18 protein-coding genes and 1 pseudogene are annotated in these 20,259 nt (G+C 41.0%); 11 read left to right on the forward strand and 8 right to left on the reverse strand.

Annotation, left to right across the window (positions count from 1 at the left end):
• Nucleotides 1–109: 109 nt before the first annotated feature.
• Both Q0A08_RS17615 and Q0A08_RS17620 read right to left on the reverse strand, forming a co-directional pair.
• On the reverse strand, nt 110–1,687 hold the full coding sequence (locus tag Q0A08_RS17615; RefSeq protein ID WP_438462777.1) for an alkaline phosphatase: 1,578 nt from the start codon (nt 1,685–1,687) through the stop codon (nt 110–112).
• 341 nt (nt 1,688–2,028) lie between these two features.
• Nucleotides 2,029–3,021 (reverse strand): annotated as a pseudogene (locus tag Q0A08_RS17620) (methyl-accepting chemotaxis protein); the annotation flags it as partial.
• Between the two features lie 1,016 nt (nt 3,022–4,037).
• Between Q0A08_RS17620 and Q0A08_RS17625 the strand changes: the two are divergent.
• On the forward strand, nt 4,038–4,760 hold the full coding sequence (locus tag Q0A08_RS17625) for a 1-acylglycerol-3-phosphate O-acyltransferase (protein WP_438462778.1): 723 nt from the start codon (nt 4,038–4,040) through the stop codon (nt 4,758–4,760).
• Nucleotides 4,761–4,892: 132 nt separating this feature from the next.
• Here the strand turns inward: Q0A08_RS17625 and bfr (Q0A08_RS17630) are convergent, their stop codons facing one another.
• Together bfr (Q0A08_RS17630) and bfr (Q0A08_RS17635) are read right to left on the reverse strand one after the other, a co-directional pair.
• Nucleotides 4,893–5,360, reverse strand: a complete 468-nt coding sequence (bfr, locus tag Q0A08_RS17630; RefSeq protein WP_046016005.1) for a bacterioferritin — start codon at nt 5,358–5,360, stop codon at nt 4,893–4,895.
• Nucleotides 5,361–5,374: 14 nt separating this feature from the next.
• The gene (gene bfr, locus Q0A08_RS17635) at nt 5,375–5,839 is read right to left on the reverse strand and encodes a bacterioferritin (protein ID WP_438462779.1); all 465 of its coding nucleotides are present in this window, start codon (nt 5,837–5,839) and stop codon (nt 5,375–5,377) included.
• 493 nt (nt 5,840–6,332) lie between these two features.
• On the opposite strand from bfr (Q0A08_RS17635), the gene Q0A08_RS17640 reads away from it, so the two are divergent.
• From Q0A08_RS17640 to Q0A08_RS17660, 5 genes are all read left to right on the forward strand, one after another.
• Complete coding sequence (locus Q0A08_RS17640) at nt 6,333–6,563, forward strand: ParD-like family protein (RefSeq protein WP_438462780.1); 231 nt, start codon at nt 6,333–6,335, stop codon at nt 6,561–6,563.
• Nucleotides 6,564–6,585: 22 nt separating this feature from the next.
• Nucleotides 6,586–7,359, forward strand: a complete 774-nt coding sequence (map, locus tag Q0A08_RS17645; protein ID WP_438462781.1) for a type I methionyl aminopeptidase — start codon at nt 6,586–6,588, stop codon at nt 7,357–7,359.
• A 299-nt stretch (nt 7,360–7,658) separates the two neighbouring features.
• Nucleotides 7,659–8,804, forward strand: coding sequence for a TauD/TfdA family dioxygenase (locus tag Q0A08_RS17650; RefSeq protein ID WP_438462782.1), 1,146 nt, complete (start codon nt 7,659–7,661; stop codon nt 8,802–8,804).
• A gap of 205 nt (nt 8,805–9,009) precedes the next feature.
• On the forward strand, nt 9,010–10,287 hold the full coding sequence (locus Q0A08_RS17655; RefSeq protein WP_438462783.1) for a diguanylate cyclase: 1,278 nt from the start codon (nt 9,010–9,012) through the stop codon (nt 10,285–10,287).
• A 76-nt stretch (nt 10,288–10,363) separates the two neighbouring features.
• Nucleotides 10,364–10,729, forward strand: coding sequence for a VOC family protein (locus tag Q0A08_RS17660; RefSeq protein WP_438462784.1), 366 nt, complete (start codon nt 10,364–10,366; stop codon nt 10,727–10,729).
• A 27-nt stretch (nt 10,730–10,756) separates the two neighbouring features.
• Here the strand turns inward: Q0A08_RS17660 and Q0A08_RS17665 are convergent, their stop codons facing one another.
• The gene (locus Q0A08_RS17665) at nt 10,757–11,218 is read right to left on the reverse strand and encodes an Lrp/AsnC family transcriptional regulator (protein ID WP_438462785.1); all 462 of its coding nucleotides are present in this window, start codon (nt 11,216–11,218) and stop codon (nt 10,757–10,759) included.
• A gap of 207 nt (nt 11,219–11,425) precedes the next feature.
• Between Q0A08_RS17665 and Q0A08_RS17670 the strand changes: the two genes are divergently transcribed.
• Together Q0A08_RS17670 and Q0A08_RS17675 are read left to right on the forward strand one after the other, a co-directional pair.
• Entirely contained in the window at nt 11,426–12,382 is a 957-nt protein-coding gene (locus Q0A08_RS17670) for a DMT family transporter (RefSeq protein ID WP_438462786.1), read from the forward strand.
• Nucleotides 12,383–12,407: 25 nt separating this feature from the next.
• A complete protein-coding gene (locus tag Q0A08_RS17675; protein ID WP_438462787.1) occupies nt 12,408–13,598 on the forward strand; it encodes an aromatic amino acid transaminase in 1,191 nt (396 codons plus the stop codon).
• 108 nt (nt 13,599–13,706) lie between these two features.
• On the opposite strand, the gene Q0A08_RS17680 is transcribed toward Q0A08_RS17675, so the two are convergent.
• From Q0A08_RS17680 to Q0A08_RS17690, 3 genes are all read right to left on the reverse strand, one after another.
• On the reverse strand, nt 13,707–14,663 hold the full coding sequence (locus tag Q0A08_RS17680) for an ornithine cyclodeaminase family protein (RefSeq protein ID WP_438462788.1): 957 nt from the start codon (nt 14,661–14,663) through the stop codon (nt 13,707–13,709).
• 142 nt (nt 14,664–14,805) lie between these two features.
• Entirely contained in the window at nt 14,806–16,467 is a 1,662-nt protein-coding gene (ettA, locus tag Q0A08_RS17685) for an energy-dependent translational throttle protein EttA (RefSeq protein ID WP_438462789.1), read from the reverse strand.
• 250 nt (nt 16,468–16,717) lie between these two features.
• A complete protein-coding gene (locus tag Q0A08_RS17690) occupies nt 16,718–17,641 on the reverse strand; it encodes a DMT family transporter (RefSeq protein WP_438462790.1) in 924 nt (307 codons plus the stop codon).
• 216 nt (nt 17,642–17,857) lie between these two features.
• On the opposite strand from Q0A08_RS17690, the gene nrdR reads away from it, so the two are divergent.
• The 3 genes from nrdR to nusB all read left to right on the forward strand — a co-directional run bounded on the left by nrdR (nt 17,858) and on the right by nusB (nt 20,253).
• The gene (gene nrdR / locus Q0A08_RS17695; protein ID WP_438462791.1) at nt 17,858–18,343 is read left to right on the forward strand and encodes a transcriptional regulator NrdR; all 486 of its coding nucleotides are present in this window, start codon (nt 17,858–17,860) and stop codon (nt 18,341–18,343) included.
• 17 nt (nt 18,344–18,360) lie between these two features.
• Nucleotides 18,361–19,509 carry a bifunctional diaminohydroxyphosphoribosylaminopyrimidine deaminase/5-amino-6-(5-phosphoribosylamino)uracil reductase RibD gene (gene ribD / locus Q0A08_RS17700; RefSeq protein ID WP_438462792.1) on the forward strand — a complete coding sequence of 383 codons (1,149 nt, stop codon included), beginning with the start codon at nt 18,361–18,363 and terminating at the stop codon, nt 19,507–19,509.
• A gap of 240 nt (nt 19,510–19,749) precedes the next feature.
• On the forward strand, nt 19,750–20,253 hold the full coding sequence (gene nusB / locus Q0A08_RS17705; protein WP_438462793.1) for a transcription antitermination factor NusB: 504 nt from the start codon (nt 19,750–19,752) through the stop codon (nt 20,251–20,253).
• Nucleotides 20,254–20,259 lie beyond the last annotated feature (6 nt).

The following is a 20,259-nucleotide window of genomic DNA, read 5'->3' on the forward strand; positions in this document are numbered from 1 at the left end:
TTTTTCTTATTGATTTAGCTAATAAAAGATTTGTTAAGCCATAAAAAAAGGCCAACCTAAGTTGACCTTTTTAACGCATGCTTGAGGAAGTTAAAACCTCAAACTGAGATTAGTTAATCTGATTCTTCATGTATTGACCCAGTTCAGAGTGATGCATGATAGAAGAGACAGGTAGGACTTTATTTGCAGGTCCCCAAGCAAAAATGTTGACCGGAACAGCAGTATGAGTCCCTGTGCCCCAAACAACGTTTTGTGAAGTAGCAAGTTCACGACCAATTAGGTTGCCTCTATCGTTATAAGGGAAGAAGGCATCGAAATCAGTAATAGCAGGGATTGTCTTAGCAGATAAGTACTTGTGACCTTCTGTATGGTAAGGGTTTTGTTTATCCATAAGGATGCGCTTAGCCTGAGCTTCATCAATTTTGAAATCTGAGTTAGCGTTAACAATCTTGACGAAGTTTGCGGGTGTTTGCTCTGCTTTATCTAGCTTGCCAAACTTGCTTGTCATTGCATAGAAGCTCATTTTTTGATTGTACAAAGCATCTAGAATATCAAAGCTACCAAAGTTGAAATTAGGCTTGTAGTCGCGATCTTCAAATGCTTCACCAGAACGTTTTTGTGCTTCTGGTAGGTTTTCAGAAGAGTAACTAAAACCAAATGAGCCTGTTTCATGGTCCGCAGTGACTATGATAAGCGTATCATCACGTCCTGCTGCCCATTGGTAAACACTGCCGACAGCTTCATCAAATTTAACTAACTCATTTAGCATGGAGCCAGCATCGTTTGAGTGGCCAGCCCAGTCAATTTGGCCACCTTCAATCATAAGGAAGAAACCGTCTTCATCTTTCTCTAATACAGATAGGGCTTTTTCAGTCATTTCTTTTAGAGTCGGCTGAGTACGATCCGCTGAGTCTTTTTTCATGCGGTGTTCGGTACCATCAGCCATACCAGAGTATGCAAATAGGCCGAGTAGTTTATCACCTGACTGAGCGTTTAATTGAGAGCGGTTAAAGGCAAGGTCATAACCTGCATCTTCGGCTTCAACCAAAAGGTTACGTTCGTCTTTACGTTTTGACTTAAGGCGAACACTACCTTCTGTCATGTCTTTTAACTCGTTATAAACCGCACCTTTTTCATTTGTTGATTGCGGAATGAAATACCTAAGTCCGCCTGATAGCATCACATCAACACCTGTTTCTAGCATGTCGACAGCAATTTCGTTCTCAAGTGATCTATGGGGTTGGTGTGCTGCAAAGGCAGCGGGTGTCGCATGAGTCAGGCGAGTATCTGAAATAAGTCCTGTTGCTTTACCAAGACGTTGAGCTTTTTCTAGTATGGTCTCAACATGGTTGCCGTCTTCATCTATCCCTATGACTTCTGAACCGGTGTAAATACCGGTTGCCAGTTGGGTTGCTGAGCACGCCGAGTCAACGACTATGGCATCACTTGGATTAGTCAGAGAGGCGCCAATAACGCCTTCTTTTGCTAATTGAGCAAGGGAGGTTGTGCGTCCCTTATAAATGGAGTTTGGCGCATGTTTGGCATAGGTTTCTAATAAACCTACCTGTTGAGGCCCCATGCCATCGCCTATCATCAAGATAACATTTTTGATCTCTGATGCGACAGATGTCATTGGTAAACTAGCTATTAGGGTTCCGGTTAATAGTGCTTTACTGAGCTTATTCATATATCCCTCTTACAAACGTTTGATTGTTTTTTTATGATTATTTTGTATGACGCTTATTGAATGTCAGGTAACGCTTTTCTTAGTAAACATCTTGCGACACGAAATAGTGATGCTATTTAAACCGCAAAAGATGTCACTTCTATTACATAACAAACTTAATTGATATAAACAGTGTCTATGTCGTTACTGTCATAATACTGCAATATATTGACGTAATTAGATACTTGTCTCTGAAGAAGTCAAAGTAAATAGGTTTATATTTGAAAGGAATAGGTGATTAGAGCGCATTAAAAAAGCCAGCTATGCATGGCATAGCTGGCTTTAATTCTATTAACAAATAATTAGATTTTAAACTGATGGATATTATTATTTAACTCAATTACTTGGTTAGATATTTGTTGATTAGCGACTGTAGTATTCTCGGCGCCTTCTGTGGTGCTTAATGCAATTTCTTGGATATTATTCAGGTTAATGGTAATTTCTGATGTCACCTGAGATTGCTCTTCAACGGCTGCCGCAATTTGAGTATTGAGATCAGATATTTGGCTAACTGCTTCATACGCTTCTTCAAATGAGTGGCTGGTTTCAGTACTTTTTGCTAAACAAGCTTCTGTGGTGGTATTACCGTTTTGCATACTGGCAACTGCCTGACTTGCTTCACGTTGTAGCTTTTCAACTAACTCCTGTATATCAACCGTTGATTCTTGTGTTCTTTGCGCTAAAGAGCGAACCTCATCGGCAACAACTGCAAATCCTCGACCTGTCTCACCTGCGCGGGCTGCCTCAATCGCAGCATTAAGTGCGAGTAAGTTAGTTTGTTCTGCTATGCCTCTAATGGCATCTAGTACGGTTCCGATACTTTCTGTTTCTTTGGCTAGGGTTTCAATGTCTTTCGAAGTACGTGTCACTTCATCTGCCATTTCTCGGATGATTTCTTGTGTTTCATTGGCAGAACGTTTGCCCTTATCGACACTTTCTTTCACTTTCTCGGCGATTTGCGCTGCAGATGCTGTGTTAAGTGCAACTTCTTGAGTGGCTGTATTCATCTCAGAGACAGCATTAGAAACAATACTTGTTTCACCTTGTTGCGTTTGAATGGACTGGTGTGTCTCTTCCATAATTCTTAAGGCAGTATTTGATGAGTCAGCGAGCGCTGTGGAAGAATCTGTGATTCTTCGAATAGTACTTGCCAAACTTTCGACAAAAGTATCAAAAGAATTTGATACCATACCTATTTCATCAAGACTCTTACTGCCTATTCTTAATGTAAGGTCACCGTCACCTGTTGATATTTCTGTTAAACGATGTTGTAAGTTTTTAATTGGATTCACTATCGAGCGACCGATAGTAATAGACAATATTAGCGCAAAAATGCTGGAAATCACTAATGCCACTGTGATCAATTTAATGGCTTCAATTTCGTCATGCTCTGCTTTCAGTGCTGACTTTGCTGTAAAGTCTTGAATATCGGCTAAAACGCTGATTAGCTCATGATCAAGTTCATCTTGATGCTTTTCTAAGGTAGGCAGAAGAGTTAACGCTTCTTTCATTTTATGATCTACCAATAAGTCAGCAACCTGAAAAGACTCTTTTTCAGTTTGTAAAAAGCTTTTTTCAATTACTTTCATAGTAACTGCTAAAGATTCAAGTTTTTCAATGGCCGCTTGTGAGTGAGCAATGCTCAATGCAGCTTGAATCAACTCTTCTGCTTCAAAAATTTCATGTTCTATTTTTTTAGAAAGAGTTTTCATTTTTTTGATGTGTTTATCTCTGTCTTTTTTATAGTCACTGCTGTTTGTTTCGATTAAAACGCCGTATAAAACAGATCTTTCCAACTCGATCACCTGAGCTAGTTGGTGCTCAGTAATTTGTGTCATCAGATTATTTAAAGGGATATCAACTTCAGCGATATCTACAACTTCAACGCCAACTTTCTTCATTTGACTTAAACCAATAACCCCCACAAGGAGAATAAGGCCTAGTAAAGAAGCGCCTAAAAAATATATTTTATGAGCAATTTTAATACGATTAAGCATGGTTAATATCTCAATTAGATTATTGATTTATAGTGTAAAAGATAACTGATAATGACAATTTAGACATTACCTAAAAATGATTAACATTATGTTAATAATCATAACGTCATGTCCATGACTAAGTCATAAGTATAATTGTATTTTTTTTACAGTTTGAAATCTTATGTACCTTTTTATTGCGAAAGGTAGGTTTAATGCTGCTTTGTGTTATTTTTGTGTCAAACCAGTACTTTTTATTACTTAACATTCATTTAAACTTATGTATAAAACTGAATGGCGCTATAATGCTTGATTAGTTTTAATTAGGTTGTTTTATGTTATTTCTTATTAGGGTGATTCTACTTACTCTATTATTACTGGCTGTGACTTTATATGGCCTATTGGTATTTCCTTTTTATTTTAAGTCTAAAAACAGGGTATACCTTGTTACTAAGTGGTTTCAGCAAGCAAGCCGAGTATTTGGTTTGCAGGTAAATGTTATTAAAGATCAAGTTGCTGAAAGTGTAGGACAAGCTGTCTATATCGCAAATCATCAAAACAATTTTGATCTATGTACTTTGGTTCATGCCGTCCCAAAGAGAACTGTTACTATCGGTAAAAAAAGCATTGTTTGGATTCCTGTTTTTGGGCTTTTATATTGGATCACAGGCAACTTTTTACTGAATCGATCTAATCGTAAACAAGCCATCGCAACGATAGATCAAGTTGTTAATAAAATGCGTGAGACAGGCTTATCCATATGGATGTTTCCTGAAGGCTCAAGAAGCCGAGGACGTGGCTTTTTGCCTTTTAAAGCCGGTGCTTTTCATGCTGCTATTCAGGCTGGTGTACCTATTGTGCCTGTCGTTTGTAGTAATACCCATAAACAAGTGAATTGGAACCGTTGGAATAATGGCAAGGTATTAGTTGAGATGCTGACGCCTATTTCAACGAAGGGCTTAAGTGAAAGTGATGTGCCTGCTCTGATGTCAAAATGTGCAGACCTTATGTCGCAAAAACACCAAGAATTAAACCGCCTGTTAGGTCGCCCTATTTAGGGGTTATATAGGGCAAAAGGTCAAAAAGTGTTGCAGCTTGGTTAACAAGCAGGCACAAAAAAGCCACTTTATGAATCTCGATCATAAGGTGGCTTTTTATTGTCTAATCGCTAAAAAAGACTGACTTTCAGTTTACATTTGTGACTGAAGGTAGTTTGGTAAGCCAAGCATCTTGATAAGGCCAAGTTGCTTTTCAAGCCAGTAAGCGTGGTCAATCTCTGTATCATCAAGCAAAACTTCTAGCATTTCGCGAGTGTTATAGTCTTGTACATCTTCACAGATCTTGATGGTTTCTTTTAGCATTGCTGCTACTTCATACTCGACTTTAAGGTCGTTTTCTAGCATTTCAGGAACATCTTTACCAACACGGATAGCTTCGCGTGTGACTAGGTTAGGAGTGCCTTCCAAGAAAAGAATACGTTCGATTAATTTAGCCGCATGGCCTTTTTCATCATCGAATTCGTGGTCAATGCGCTCATACAACTTGCTTAGACCCCAATCATCATACATACGAGAGTGAATGAAATATTGATCCATTGCTGTCAGCTCGTTGGCAAGCAATTTATTTAATGCATCGATAACCTGTTGGTTGCCTTTCATCTAAGCTCTCCTTGTTAAACTTGAGATTGTAAGTAGTTTTCTAAGCCAGTATTGGCAATAAGATATTCTTGTGTTTCAAGCCAGTCTAAGTGTTCTTCTTCGTATTCAAGAATGTCTTCTAGTAGGTCACGGCTAATATAGTCTTGTTCTTTTTCGCACAGGGCAATAGCGTCTTTCAGCTCAGTAATTTGCTCTGTTTGAAATTTAAGATTACAGCTGATGATCTCTACTGGAGATTCGCCAATATTAAGGTGACCGAGTTGTTGAAGGTTAGGTAAACCTTCTAAGAAAAGAACACGTTCGATAAGGTCATCAGACTGCTTCATGTCCTTAATCGATTTTTTGTAATTTTTAGAATTAAGTGCATCTAAGCCCCAATTCTTGCACATGCGTGCATGCAAAAAATACTGGTTAATCGAGGTTAACTCAGTTTTAAGTACTTTGTTTAAGGCCGTAATGACCTGCTTGCTACCTTGCATAATACCCTCGCAACACAGATATGATTGTTTAAAGTTTGTACGCAATTATAGTGCTAAATATAAATAAAGGAAGTGAAATTTTATAAAAAAACGTTATTTTTCAATCTCTTACGAATGATTTTCGTTATCATTATGAGGACTGATCTCAGCTGTTAATGAGAACGAGAGTTAGTATGCCAATATTTTGTTTATCTAATATAAAAAAGCCCTCTATATCAGTGATATAGAGGGCAAGAAGAGGTGAACTAAGGAAACCATATCAATAATTAAAGCTCTTATTTTTCCCTGTTATTTGATAGGCAAACTCAAAAGCTTCGTCGCGCCAGCTAAGCTGTGTAATTTAAGATTAGTTCAGTATTTGCAAAAAGGTTAACTTTTTCTGCAACTTAACTTTTGAATGAATGAAAGGATCAAAACTATATCTAAATATAAAATATAGCGTTATGATTCGTTTTATATATAAAGTGTAGCATATCGTATAAAAGGTTTGATTATGGGTATAGTAAAAATCTCGGACCCCTTGCATGATGAAATTCGCAAGACAAGCAATGTCATGTCACGGTCAATTAATTCACAGGCTGAGTTTTGGTTAAAAATGGGGCGTTTAGCAGAGATGAATCCAACTTTAACCTTTAATGACATCATTCAAATGCAGTTGAAGTTAGAAGATGAAATCAGCCAAACCGAGCAAGTTGAAGATATTCAGTTACGGGCTTTAATCTAAGGGTTTTCATAAGGAATGAAAAATGGATAAAGGGAACATTAAGTCTGAAGCAGAAATCAATCTGATGCGTGAATCAGGCCAATTGTTAGCTAAAGTATTTAGTATGCTGGATGACTATATAAACGTTGGTGTAACTACCTTAGAAATAGACCAAAAAGTCGAAAGCTATATTCGAAATGAGCTTGATGCTCGTCCTGCTAGTAAAGGGCAATATGACTATCAGTTTAGTTTAAATGCTTCCGTTAATGAGGTGGTGTGTCATGGGGTACCAAGTACTTATCGCTTAAAAGGGGCTGATATTGTCAATATTGATGTCACCTTAGAAAAGAACGGCTTTATTGCTGACTCTAGCAAAATGTACCTTATGCCGAATGCCAGTGTAATGGCTAAAAACTTGGTTAAAAAAACTTACGAAAGCCTTTGTCTTGGTATTCGTCAAGTAAAGCCTGGTGCTCGTCTTGGCGATATAGGCGCCGCTATTCAAGCTCATGCACAAGCGTCAGGTTATTCTGTCGTCAAAGAATACTGCGGCCATGGCATAGGTCGTGAAATGCATGAAGCACCTCAAGTGCTACATTATGGCCAGTCAGGAACAGGGCAAGTGTTAGAAGCAGGTATGACATTCACCATTGAACCTATGATCAATCAAGGTCAGGCAAAGGTAAAAACCAAAAAAGACGGTTGGACTGTGGTCACCAGAGATAAAAAACTCTCAGCACAGTGGGAGCATACTATTTTAGTAACAGAAACTGGCTATGAAGTATTAACCCTTAGGGCTGACGAAGCGCCAATATAGAAATTGCTTTAATTGGCAGCTTTAACCTAGTTTCTTTTTTATGTTTAATTTCGCCTTAAAAGTGAAATCATCAGAGATAATGGATTGACTTGTTAGCGGCGAAAATTTACATTCAAAAACTTAGATACCTTATGACAGAGTAATGAATTGATATGATTACTGTGATTGGCCAACGAGCAGGCCATCCTCATCTCAAAGCCAGCGACTGGTGGCCTTCTCCACAGCATTAATTTGCTTACTTCGCCCCTGTGCGAATCTTTTACATTTTTCTTATTAATCAATTTATTTAATGGTGTCTCATGCCAACTTCTTTATTTAACGGTACTGTGCCGACTGTATTAAACGCACAGCTTGACCCCTCACTTCGTATGCTAGTGATTCACTGGACTGACACTGAGTCTAGCTATTTTCCTTATGTTTGGCTTAGAGATAATGACCCTGCTGGTTTTCATCCAGACACAAAAGAACGTCAGTTTGATTTAACCAGTATTAATCTGGATGACGATATTTGTGACTTTGCTTTAGAGCAAGAAAGCATACGTCTTAGTTGGTTAGAAGAAGCCTATACTGCAGAATTTAGTTTGGCTTGGTTATACGCAAACCAACCGGGTAAAACTGTGTCAGACCCGGCTTTGAGTGAAGCTGCTTTATGGCGTAGCGAGTTGACTGGGGTGGATATTCCTCGCTCCAATGCTGACGACATTTTAACCCAGGATAGTGCTTTATTATCTTGGCTAAGAGATACCCAAGCTTATGGGCTATCAATTGTTGAAGGCTTGGCAGACGATGTTAAAGCGGGTACTCAAGTTGCGCAAAAAGTTGGCTTTCTAAGAGAGACCAATTTTGGTGTAGAGTTTGAGGTTAAGTCAAAACCTAAGCCAAATAATCTTGCTTATACTTCTATCGCCTTGCCATTACATACGGATCTCACCAATCAAGAGCTACCACCAGGCTATCAATTCCTACATTGTCTAACCAATGAGGCAGAAGGAGGCGGTTCCATCTTTTGCGATGGTTTTGCTGTGGCAGAAGATTTACGCCGTGCGGATGTTGTCGCTTTTGATTTATTAGTGAACACTCAAATCCCTTGTCGTTTTCATGACGAAGATTATGATATTCGTAGCCGCAAAGCCGTCATTAACCTTGATGATCAAGGGCAGGTAAATGAAATTTGCTTTAACCCTCATTTGGCCAGCACCTTGGATATTGCGCCTGAGTTGATGCATGCCTACTATCGGGCCTATCAAACCTTTATGAAAATGACTAAAAGTCCTGATTATAAAGTGTCTGTGATGCTTAAAGGGGGGGAAATGGTTGTGTTTGATAATCGACGAGTGTTGCACGGCCGGGATGCATTTGACCCTCAATCCGGCGCGCGTTACCTCCATGGCTGTTATGTGGATAGAGGTGAATTTGAAAGCCGCTTAAGAGTACTTTCTAAGTAATAAGCGTATGCCACACTGAAGGATAATGACAGTGTGGCTCTTTTCACGATCCGGGTGATTTTTTGTAAAACAATTCAGTTTTTTCTCCTTTTGAATACTCAAAACTATAAATTTTACTAATCTTTAAATACTTTCAGCGTTTCTCTTTAGAAAGACTATATTTTTAGAGACAAGGAATGGTTTTGTTTATCAAAAGGATCATTGAATGAAAATTGACTCATCTGCACCTGTAACTGACTCTTCTATCTTTATCGCCATCATAGATAATATTTTTTCTGAGGCTCAAGGTTTAGCTCAATCCCTCACAGAATTTAGTTTTGATGCGCAGGCGTTTGCTGACTTTTTTGAAATGAATGAAGCAATAAAGCAGCGAACTCCTGATCTAGTCATTATTGGCCAGTCTGCCATAGATAGGCTAGACGAGGAGGCATTTGTCCTTGCTGAACGCTTACATCAAGAGAAGATTCCCTGCTTTTTATATTTGACCCATGATGACTTTTATAGCCGCTTAAGAAGTGTGAGATCACACTTTCGCAAGCATTATGTGAAGCCGCTTGAGTTAACGCGAGTTGTTAATCATATCCGTACCGAGCTGAAGCTTGATAAAAGTGAAAACTCTAGGGTGTGTATCGTTGATGATCAAACCTCAGTATTAAACTATTTAAAATCAACGTTAGAGCATGAAGGTCTGGATGTGTTTGCCACGACCAATCCCATTGTCTTGATAAAAGAGATGCAGTCGTTTGAACCCGATTTATTTATTTTTGACATTAATATGCCAGAAATTACGGGAATAGAATTAGCTCAGATTATTCGTCAATTTGAGCATTTTAGTGCGGTCCCTATTATCTTTTTGAGTTCGGATAACTCCCTGGATAATAAGCTTGAGGCGATTAAGGGGGAATGTGATGACTTATTACCCAAGAACTTACCGATAGAAGCCATCGTACTGCAAGTTAAAAGCCGCATTAAGCGTAGTTTGAATATTCGTAAACTGACGATGCAAGATAGTTTAACAGGCCTTCTCAACCATAAAAATATTGTGGCAGCAGCCTTTAAAGCATTCAATTTATCTAGGCAGACTCAAATGTCGACCTCCATCATGATGATCGATCTTGATAACTTTAAGTTTGTGAATGACACCTATGGTCATGCGGCCGGAGACAAGGTGATAGTTGCCCTAAGCCAATTGTTAAAGGGCCGTTTGAACAAAACAGATAAGATTGGACGTTACGGTGGCGAAGAATTTATGTTGGTTTTAAAAGGAGATAGCCATAAACAGCAGCTTCAATTTATGAATGAAATTAGAGAGGTTTTTTCTAATTTGGTGTTTCACCACAATCAGGTTCAGTTCAATGTGAGTTTTAGTGCAGGCTGGACAAAATGTAGTGATTTTCAAGATTTTACTCAAATGTGCCAAGCGGCAGATTTAGCGCTTTATCAAGCTAAAGAGGAAGGAAAAAATAAAATCTGTTTAGGTTAAACATTGGCTAAATAAAAGCTGCATTCTGTATGAGTCTATTTTATTGTGTTGCTTATAACTTAAATGGACTAAAAAAATGCAGTTTGAACATTTTAATATCTCTGCCCCTAAAGCGTTGCTAGAGGAAGTAAAAGACTTTTATATTCAATTGTTTGGACTTGAGGTGGGGTTTAGGCCTAACTTCTCTAACCAAGGGTATTGGTTATATTTCGACGCTAACCCCATACTGCACTTAACACAGGATGAAGATAGAAAACATGCTCTAGGTGCGCTAGATCATATCGCTTTTAGCCTCACAGGGCTTGAAACTTTTACCCACAAACTAGAAACGCTTGGTGTTGAATACCATCTTCAAGAAGTGTCTCAAATAGGGATATACCAAGTGTTTTTTCATGACCCATCGGGTATCAAGTTAGAGGCTAATTTTAATAAGGAAGCTTAAGCTCAAGACTCCTTATGTGGCGAACCGCTAGCCTTCAAAAACAAGTGGCAGGCTAGCGGCTGTTTTCACTGCCCTGATGGCAAAATTACTATTGATACTTTTCACATGGGGTAGTGCTTGGGTTTGGTTAAGGGCTTTTTCATAACCTTTTAAATCTTTAGTCACAATTTCAAGACGATAATCGGCGCTACCTGAGACGAGAAAGCAAGAAATAACATAGTCTTTTTCAAGGACTGCCTGTTCAAACTCAGTGCTGGCGTGATCTTTATTGTTATCTAAAGTGACGTCCACGAAGATTGTCATGGGAAGACCTGACTTTTCCCTGTCCAAATTGGCTCTATAACTTGTTATCACGCCATCCTGCTCTAATCGTTTTACTCTACGTAAACAGGGAGAGGGAGATAAATTTACTTTTTCAGCCAATTCAACATTGCTTAAGCGTCCATCTTCTTGCAGTGCTTGAATGATATTAAAATCAATTGCATCCATCTCACTTCTCTCTTATCTATTGAATATTGGCATGTTTGATGATTCTAGCATTTAAAATGAGTGATATCTGCCAATTATGGGTTTTATACTGGCTAACTTAGCAAGGACATGCTCGTCGAGTTTGATTGATAATGAGGTCAATTCAGTTTGCTTTAAAAAAGTTTACTTAAGTCTTTTGTTAAGTCAATTTCGACCTTGAGGTGTGCCATGTCTAGTTCCAACACTGTTCCTGCTTATCGCGTTCTTGCCCAAGGTAGACAGTATCATTTAGGTGTTATGTCAGCCCTAGTGACCGCCTGTATTTGGGCCAGTTGGCTTATCTCAGTCAAAATGGGAGCGACCTCTAGCCTGACCATGTTTGACCTATCTATGATGCGCTACGGCATGCCTGCCCTGATGTTTGCGTACTTCACTTATCAAGCCCGCGCGCAAATTCGTAAAGTACCATTGCACATTTTAGGTGGAATAAGTCTAGGTGCGGGAGTGCCTTTCTTTTACCTTGCCTCCCAAGGTATGCATTTTGCGCCAGTTTCTCATGCCGGGCTTTTGATACCGGGCACCTTCCCTCTATTTGTGACTGCAATTGCCGTACTGATATACAAGGAGCCTTTAAGTTCGCAGCGTTTTATGGGACTTGCTGCTATAGCGATAGGCATAGTTACCTTGCTTGCTGAATCATTTTTTGCCGGATCAGGTCAGGTATTAACGGGTGATTTATACTTTTTAGGGGCAAGCTTTTGCTGGGCTTTATTTACCGTTAGTCTGCGTGTTTCTGGCCTTCCTCCACTTGCCGCCACTGGCTTATTAGGCTTGGTCTCTTGTAGTTTATTGATGCTTCTTTTTGCCTTAGGTGTACTCGATTCTGGTGTGTTCGGTGCAACTCAAGCATTGGACATGACTTTGATCGGTACTCAGTTTTTAATTCAAGGTGTCATGGTGGGCTTGGTGACTGGCTTTAGTTATGGTTTCGCTATTCGCCAAATTGGAGCAGAAAATACGGCAGCTATTGGTTCTTTAACGCCTGTGATTGCATCGATTGCGGCTTATCCTATTTTGGCTGAAACTCTATCAATTAACGGCGTGCTCTCTATGTCATTGATTTGTTTTGGTGTTCTGTGTGCTAGTGGTGTAAAACTAAACAAAATTTGGTTTTTAAAAAAATAAATAATTAGCTTGTTAAGGTAATAAGATGATTTTAGACAATTTGGATGCTGCTGCCGCAGACCCGATTTTATCCTTGTCGGTAGCCTGTCGCGCTGATGAAAGAACGCATAAAATTGATTTAGGCATAGGGGTTTATCGCGATAATCAAGGTGACACTCCGGTTATGCAGGCGATCAAACAGGCTGAAGCGCGCTTGCTTGAAGAGCAAAGCTCTAAAGTCTATGTTGGCATGCCAGGAAACGAATCCTTTAATGCTGCCATGATGGACTTATTAATTGGTGAGGGCGAGAGTAAAGCTCGTGCGGTTGGGGTTCAAACACCAGGAGCGAGTGGTGCGCTGCGAATGTTGGCAGATGTGATCAAACTTTCTGCTCCAGATGCAACCGTTTGGTTGTCAGACCTTAGTTACGCTAATCATGCGCCAATTATGAAAACAGCGGGCCTCAAAGTGTGTTATTACGCCTACTTTGACCCTGAAACTAAGTTGGTCAATAGCCAAGCTATGTTGGCCGATATTAGTCAAGCGGGTGCGAATGATGTGGTGTTATTACACGGCTGCTGCCATAACCCGACAGGGGCTGATTTATCTTTTGAAGATTGGCAAGCTGTGACTGAGTTAGCTCAGAAACAGGGCTTTTTACCCTTTATTGATATTGCTTATCAGGGTTTTGGCGATGGTATGGACGCTGATGTCGCTGGCTTTCGTTACCTAGCTGAAAGAGTTGAATCTTACTTAGTGGCAAGTTCTTGCTCTAAAAACTTTGGTCTTTATCGTGAACGTACGGGTCTGGCTGTGATAGTGGGCAAAAACCTAGATCAAAGCAATAAGATCAAATCACGCATGTTAGAGTGTGCGAGAAGTACCTATACCATGCCACCTGATCACGGTGCTGCCTTGGTGGACATAATTTTGCGAGATCAAACGCTAAAGCAGAATTGGCTTGATGAAGTGGATGTTATGCGTCATCGAGTGCAAGGTTTAAGAGAGCAACTAGCCGGTGCTTTAAGAGAGAAGAGTGGTAACCCACACTTTGACTTTATTGCTCAGCATAAAGGTATGTTTTCGGTTTTAGGTATTACCCCAGAACATGCACAAGCCTTGAGACAGGAACATGCTATTTACCTTGTTGATAGCGGGCGAATTAATATTGCTGGCATGCAAGAAGCTCACATAGATTACATCGCTGAGAAGCTTTTAGCGGTCACGAGCTTTTAGTTACTGCTTGCATGTTTGCATGAAAAGTAAAAAGCCTGATTAAGTCACTTAATCAGGCTTTTTTATGGTGAGGTTTTAGGTTCTATTTACTTAAGCTGTTATAGGCTGCTATTTACTTAAACTTTGATAAGCTAATATCGCTGCGGCAAGGTCTTCTCTTGAATCACCTACCGACTTAAAGACAGTGATGATTTCTTTTGGGTTTGAATACGCGTTTCGCCCTTTATGGGTATTGGAGCAAAGCTCAGTAAACTCGGCTTGAATGTCTTCTTTTTGAATCACACCGGCTTCTAATGGGATAATAATATCGCCTGCTTCGCTAAACGCTCCTGCTCTGGTATCAACAAACACCTTGGCTTTTTTCAATGCTGTGTTATCGGCTTCTTGCATTTCTGGGGTAAAACCGCCCACTAGATCAAGATGACAGCCTGAGCTTAACCAGTCGCCTTTAATGATTGGCTCTTTGCTCATGGTGGCACAACTAATGATATCGGCGCTTGCGGCTTCTTGGGCTAATTCGTCTGGTTTGCAAACCCAGGCTGTGATGCCTGCTTGTATCAGTTCTTCAACGAGTTTCTCTGCGCCGGCTAAATTGCGGTTATACACACTGACGTGGGTAATAGGGCGAACGGATTTATGTGCGGCAATCAGGTTACGTGCCATACGCCCAGAGCCCACCATAAGCAGACGGGATGCATCTTGTCTTGATAAATAGGAAGAGGCTAACGCCGAAGCGGCGGCGGTTCTACGTGAGGTGAGTTCGTTGCCTTCTAATTGAGCGAGATTGGCACCGGTTTTACCTGAACTCAATAAGTAATTGCTGGTAAGACCCGGTAGCCCTTTATCATTATTACTGGGAAAAACAAAAACTTGTTTCACTCCGCAGTATTCACCTTCAAGCCAAGCGGGCATTAACAATAACATGGCGTCTTTTTCTTGAGGCACATTAAGCACATGGTGATGACGAACAGGTGAGGTAACCTTGCGAGTGAAAATATCTCTTAGGGCTTCAACAAGATCTTGCCATGGCAGTGCTGCTTTAACTTCTTGCGCGGATAGCTGCATAAAAATCCTTTTCAAAAAAACGAACTAAGGTGTTTGAGTATATGAATATCAATGTTTACTGAATGCCAAAATAAAAAAAGCCCTCTAAACATATCATGTTTGAGGGCTTAATCTAGCGACTTAGCTGTGATTTCAAAGTGGCTTAAGCATCAATACGCTTGTACTTGATACGAGTTGGTGTTGCTTCGTTACCAGTACGTTGTTTGTAGTCAACTTCGTATTCAGCATAGTTACCTTCAAAGAAGACTGCTTTAGAGTCACCTTCGTATGCAAGAATATGAGTGGCGATACGGTCTAGGAACCAACGGTCGTGGGAAATAACAATCGCTGCGCCTGGGAAAGCCAGTAGAGCGTCTTCCAGAGCACGTAATGTTTCCACATCTAAGTCGTTGGTCGGTTCGTCCAATAGCAAAACGTTGCCGCCTTCTTTTAGCAGTTTTGCTAGGTGTAAACGGTTACGCTCACCACCGGATAGGTGTTTCACTAATTTTTGCTGATCAGACCCTTTAAAGTTAAAACGGCCGATATAAGCACGTGATGATACTTTAAAGTTGTTGATCATTATCATGTCAGAACCGTCTGAGATCTCTTCCCATACCGTTTTCTCACCATCTAGTTCACGCATTTGATCGACATAGGCAAGCTGTACGGTTTCACCTAAAGTCACTGTGCCTGAGTCTGGTTGCTCTTGGCCTGTGATCATTTTAAATAAAGTCGACTTACCGGCACCGTTACCACCCACAACCCCAACAATTGCACCTTGTGGCATAGATAGGTTTAGATCTTCGATGAGTACTCGGCCATCAAAACCTTTGCTGACATTTTCGATGTCAATTACCTTGCTACCTAGGCGTGGGCCAGGTGGAATGTAAAGTTCGTTAGTTTCATTACGCTCTTGGAAATCTTTAGAGTTCATCTCTTCAAAACGGGCTAAACGAGATTTAGACTTAGACTGACGTCCTTTCGCATTTTGACGAACCCATTCAAGTTCAGATTTGATAGCACGTTTATGGGAGGCTTGTTGTTTAGCTTCCATTTCAAGACGAGCATCTTTTTGTTCTAACCAAGAAGAGTAGTTGCCTTCGTATGGAATACCATGGCCACGGTCAAGTTCTAGAATCCAACCTGCTGCATTATCAAGGAAGTAACGGTCGTGGGTAATGGCCACAACGGTCCCCGGGTAATCTTTTAGGAAACGTTCTAACCAAGCCACAGATTCTGCGTCCAAATGGTTAGTAGGCTCGTCTAAAAGGATCATGTCTGGCTTATCTAGTAGTAAGCGGCATAGGGCAACACGGCGACGTTCACCACCTGAAAGGTGCTCGACATTCGCATCCCAAGCAGGAAGACGCAAAGCATCTGCCGCAACTTCTAAAGCGCGATCAAGGTTATGGCCTTCTTTTGCTTCGATTAGGGCTTCAAGTTGGCCTTGTTCTTTGGCTAGGGCATCAAAGTCAGCATCTGGCTCTGCATATTCTGCATAAACGGCATCCAAGCGAGCCATGGCTTCGATTACATCGGCGAAAGCTTCTTCTACTATGCCGCGAACATCTTTTGTTGGATCAAGTTTCGGTTCCTGTTCTAGGTAACCAATCTTGATGCCTGGCATAGGGCGAGCTTCACCCACGTGCTCTTGGTCAACACCTGCCATAATGCGTAGTAAGGTGGATTTACCTGAGCCATTTAGACCCAAAACACCAATTTTTGCACCTGGGAAGAAAGAAAGAGAAATGTCTTTTAATATTTCGCGTTTAGGTGGAACAATCTTACCTACGCGATTCATGCTATATACGAATTGAGCCATGAGTGAATACTTACTTTTAATGGGTTGATATGTGTTCTCGAAGTTATCTGAAAGGTCGAGAACCCGCTGCAAATATGAAAGTGGACTAAGGATAGCACAGGGGCAATGCGGTCAAAATATTTTAACCGCAATAATCTGTGAAAGCCTGTAATTTGAAGGTTAAGGAGCCTGCGAATAAGTCCTTCCGTCTCAGCGTGTGGATAAAAGCCGCTAGATTTATGGCGAGTAGCGCAACTTAATCGCAGGCTCCTTAATAAAGCACAATAAGAGCCGCGCCAATGACAACCAAACTGGCCCCAATCCAAGCGCCTATTGCGGGTCTTTGTCGTGTGGTAACCCAGAGCACTGGCAAGACTAAGACAGGGACTGTGGCAGATAAAGTGGTGACTATGCCTACATCGCCGTTACCTATGCCCCAAACTAACACACTCATACCAATCACCATGCCAATAAACCCTGTGGCAAAGACACCTGAATAAGAAGCAAACGAAATGGCTTTCCAAGAAAACAATGCAGTTTTATTTTGTTTGTGAAAATAAAGGTTGTAAGCAACAAGCAGCGCAAGAGCCGCGGCGGTGGATCGAACGGCTGACGCAGCCAGAGGGTCGGCGCCTGCGAGGAGGGCAGGTTTACTTAAAATGGCGCCAAATACCTGACATAAAGCCGCACTCAGGGCGATTGCCACTCCAACCCATAAACTGCCTTTTGTTTCTTCTAAAGAGGCCGTTTTGCTATTTTCCAGTAGGTTCTTACGTTTACCATAAAGAATGGCAATCATGGCACCAGAGGTCACCAGTGCACAGGCAAATAGCTCTATATAGCTCAAGGATTCGTCAAATATAAACCAAGCAATGATGATGGACATGGGGGCATTGGTGGCAAATAGGACGCCAGCACGTCTTGGTCCGAGTCTATGTACCGAGCTGAAAAGTAGGGTGTCACCGATAAATATGCCGATGAGCCCTGAAATTATCAGTTGCCCCTTGTGCTCCCATAAACTGGCGTCAAAGGTTTGCGTTACCATAGCTATGAGCAAAAGCACAATGCTGGACATGACAATACGCAGTGTATTAAAACGGAATATGCCAAATTCGATAATGAGCTTGGGGGCCATTAGGCTGGTGATGGTCCAACATAACGCCGCGACAAGACCTGATAGCTCAACTAATGACATTCCGTTTCCTTTATTTAAGCCGTTGATGACTGGTCCAAGGTAGCAATTGCGAAGTTTAATTTCTAGGTTTTTATCTGTCTGGTTTTAGCCTAGGTGAGAGCGGCCATCTAGTAGCTATCTGATGCTGGGGTTGATATTATCAATCTTAATTAAATGGTTGTGATTATTCACTTTTTTAAGCAGCCAGACCCTACAATAAAATCGATAGGATGAGTCATGCGATGTCCTTTTTGTGGCGCTCAAGAGACTAAGGTTTTAGATTCCAGATTGGTATCTGAAGGAGCACAGGTTCGACGCCGTCGTACTTGTAATGCCTGCCAAGAACGTTTTACTACTTTTGAGTTCGCTGAACTGCAAATGCCTAAATTAATCAAAAACGATGGCAGTAGAGTACCTTTTGATGAGGAAAAACTGCGTCGTGGCATTCAACGAGCCTTAGAAAAAAGGCCGGTCAGTATAGAAAATATAGAAACAGCGATTATTCGAATTAAAGAAACCTTACAAGCGACTGGTGAAAGGGAGCTGTCTTCCCGTGCTGTGGGTGAAGCTGTGATGAAACAACTGCAAAAACTGGATCAAGTCGCCTATGTACGCTTTGCTTCTGTATACCGTAGTTTTAAAGATATCAGCGAATTTAAAGATGAAATTGAACGCCTTGAAAATGACTCTCAAGAGAGCCTTTCAAGCCATAAAAAAAGTTAACTTCCATTAGGTGAATTATGAGCACTGCACCCCAACACAACCATCATTATTGGATGGCTAAGGCGATTCAACAGGCTAAAAAAGGCCTTTATACCACTCACCCAAATCCAAGGGTTGGCTGTGTGTTGGTGAGAGATTCTCAATTGGTGGCAGAGGGCTATCATAAGTTTGCTGGTGAAGGGCATGCTGAAGTGAATGCCATCGCTAATGCGAATGGCGATACGCAAGGCTGTACTGCTTACGTTACGTTAGAACCTTGTAGTCATCAGGGTAAAACTGGCCCGTGCGCAAAAGCCTTAATCAAGGCAAAAGTAAGCCGACTTGTCTATGGTATGCAGGATCCAAATCCTGAAGTTGCTGGTCGTGGATTAGCTATGCTTAAAGAAGCGGGTATTGAGGTTATTGGTCCTGTTATGGAAGCTGAAGCACTGGCTTTGAATCCTGGTTTTATCAAGCGAATGACAGATGGCCTTCCTTATGTGCGCTTAAAGCTTGCCATGAGTCTTGATGGACGAACGGCAATGGAATCGGGTGAGTCCCAATGGATTACCGGGCCAGATGCTCGTCTTGACGTGCAAAAAATGAGAGCACAAAGTGATGCGATTGTGACGGGAATAGGTTCAGTTATCTCTGATGATCCGAGTATGACCGTGCGTATCGACAGTGATAATCTCCCTGCGAAAAGTAAAAATGTGCGCCAACCTAAACGTATTATTATGGATACGGCTTTATCTATCCCGCCTGAGTCTAAGATCTTGTATCCGAGCAATGAGGTTCAAATATTCTGCCTTGAAAATCTTGTCGAAGCAGACCACCAAAAGTCTCTTGTCAAAAAAGGAGTAGAGGTTACTTATGCTGAAGAGGCTGAAGAGGGTGGTATTGATCTTGTTGCTGCGATGGAGAGCCTTGCTGATCAAGGCATTAATGAAGTCTTAGTGGAAACAGGCGCAGTTTTGGCTGGTTCTTTCTTACAAGAAGGGCTGGTGGATGAAGTTGTACTTTATATGGCACCTAAATTATTGGGCTCGAATGCGCGACCTTTAATGCAGCTGCCATTAGATTCTATGGATCAGGCAGTGGATTTTGAGATGGTGAATTTAAGCCAGTTGGGTAAGGACATTAAATTAACTCTTAAGCCCTGTTATGAAGATGAAGAAGAGGGCTAAGTGTATTCGTTTTCTGCTGATTAAAAAATATTCATAAATCTACTCAGATTTATCGTTTTTTGTAGCAATTTTCCAAGAAATGTCTCATGAAAATTGCTACAATCGCCCATCTTCTTTCTTGGGCTGTGAATTCTTGCAGCACAAACAGAAAAATCGAATAGACTAAGACAAGTATTGATGTAGACCTAGCTTTCATTTTAAAGCATTAGGTGTACATCTATTTGCAATATTGAGGCAAAAATGAGCGAAGTGGATAAAACATCGGAACAGAAAAAGCAGCCTAAGCGTAAAGCGAAGAAGCCTTCACGTTCTCAATTACGTAGTGCAGCACGTAGCTTCGCATTACAAGCTGTTTATCAATGGCAAATGAACCACGCTCCAGTAAATGAAATTGAAGCGCAATTTGCGGTTGACCACGACCTTGGCACTTGTGACAAAGCATATTTCCGTGAATTGCTACAAGGTGTGACGGCAAAAGCTAAAAGTTTGGATGATTTATTTGAAGAGTTACTAGATCGCCCGCTAGCTGAGCTAGACCCGATTGAATTAGCAACGCTTCGTATTGGTTCTTACGAATTAGCTGAGCGTTTAGATGTGCCTTACCGTGTCGCAATTAACGAATCTGTTGAAATTGCGAAGTCCTTTGGCGCATCTGAAAGTCATAAATACGTTAATGGTATTTTAGACAAGCTAGCGCAAAGAGTTCGTCGTGAAGAGATTGCAGCGCGCAGAGCGAATAAGTAAAACTGA

The sequence above is a fragment of the Marinomonas sp. PE14-40 genome, assembly GCF_051623805.1.
Lineage (GTDB): Bacteria > Pseudomonadota > Gammaproteobacteria > Pseudomonadales > Marinomonadaceae > Marinomonas.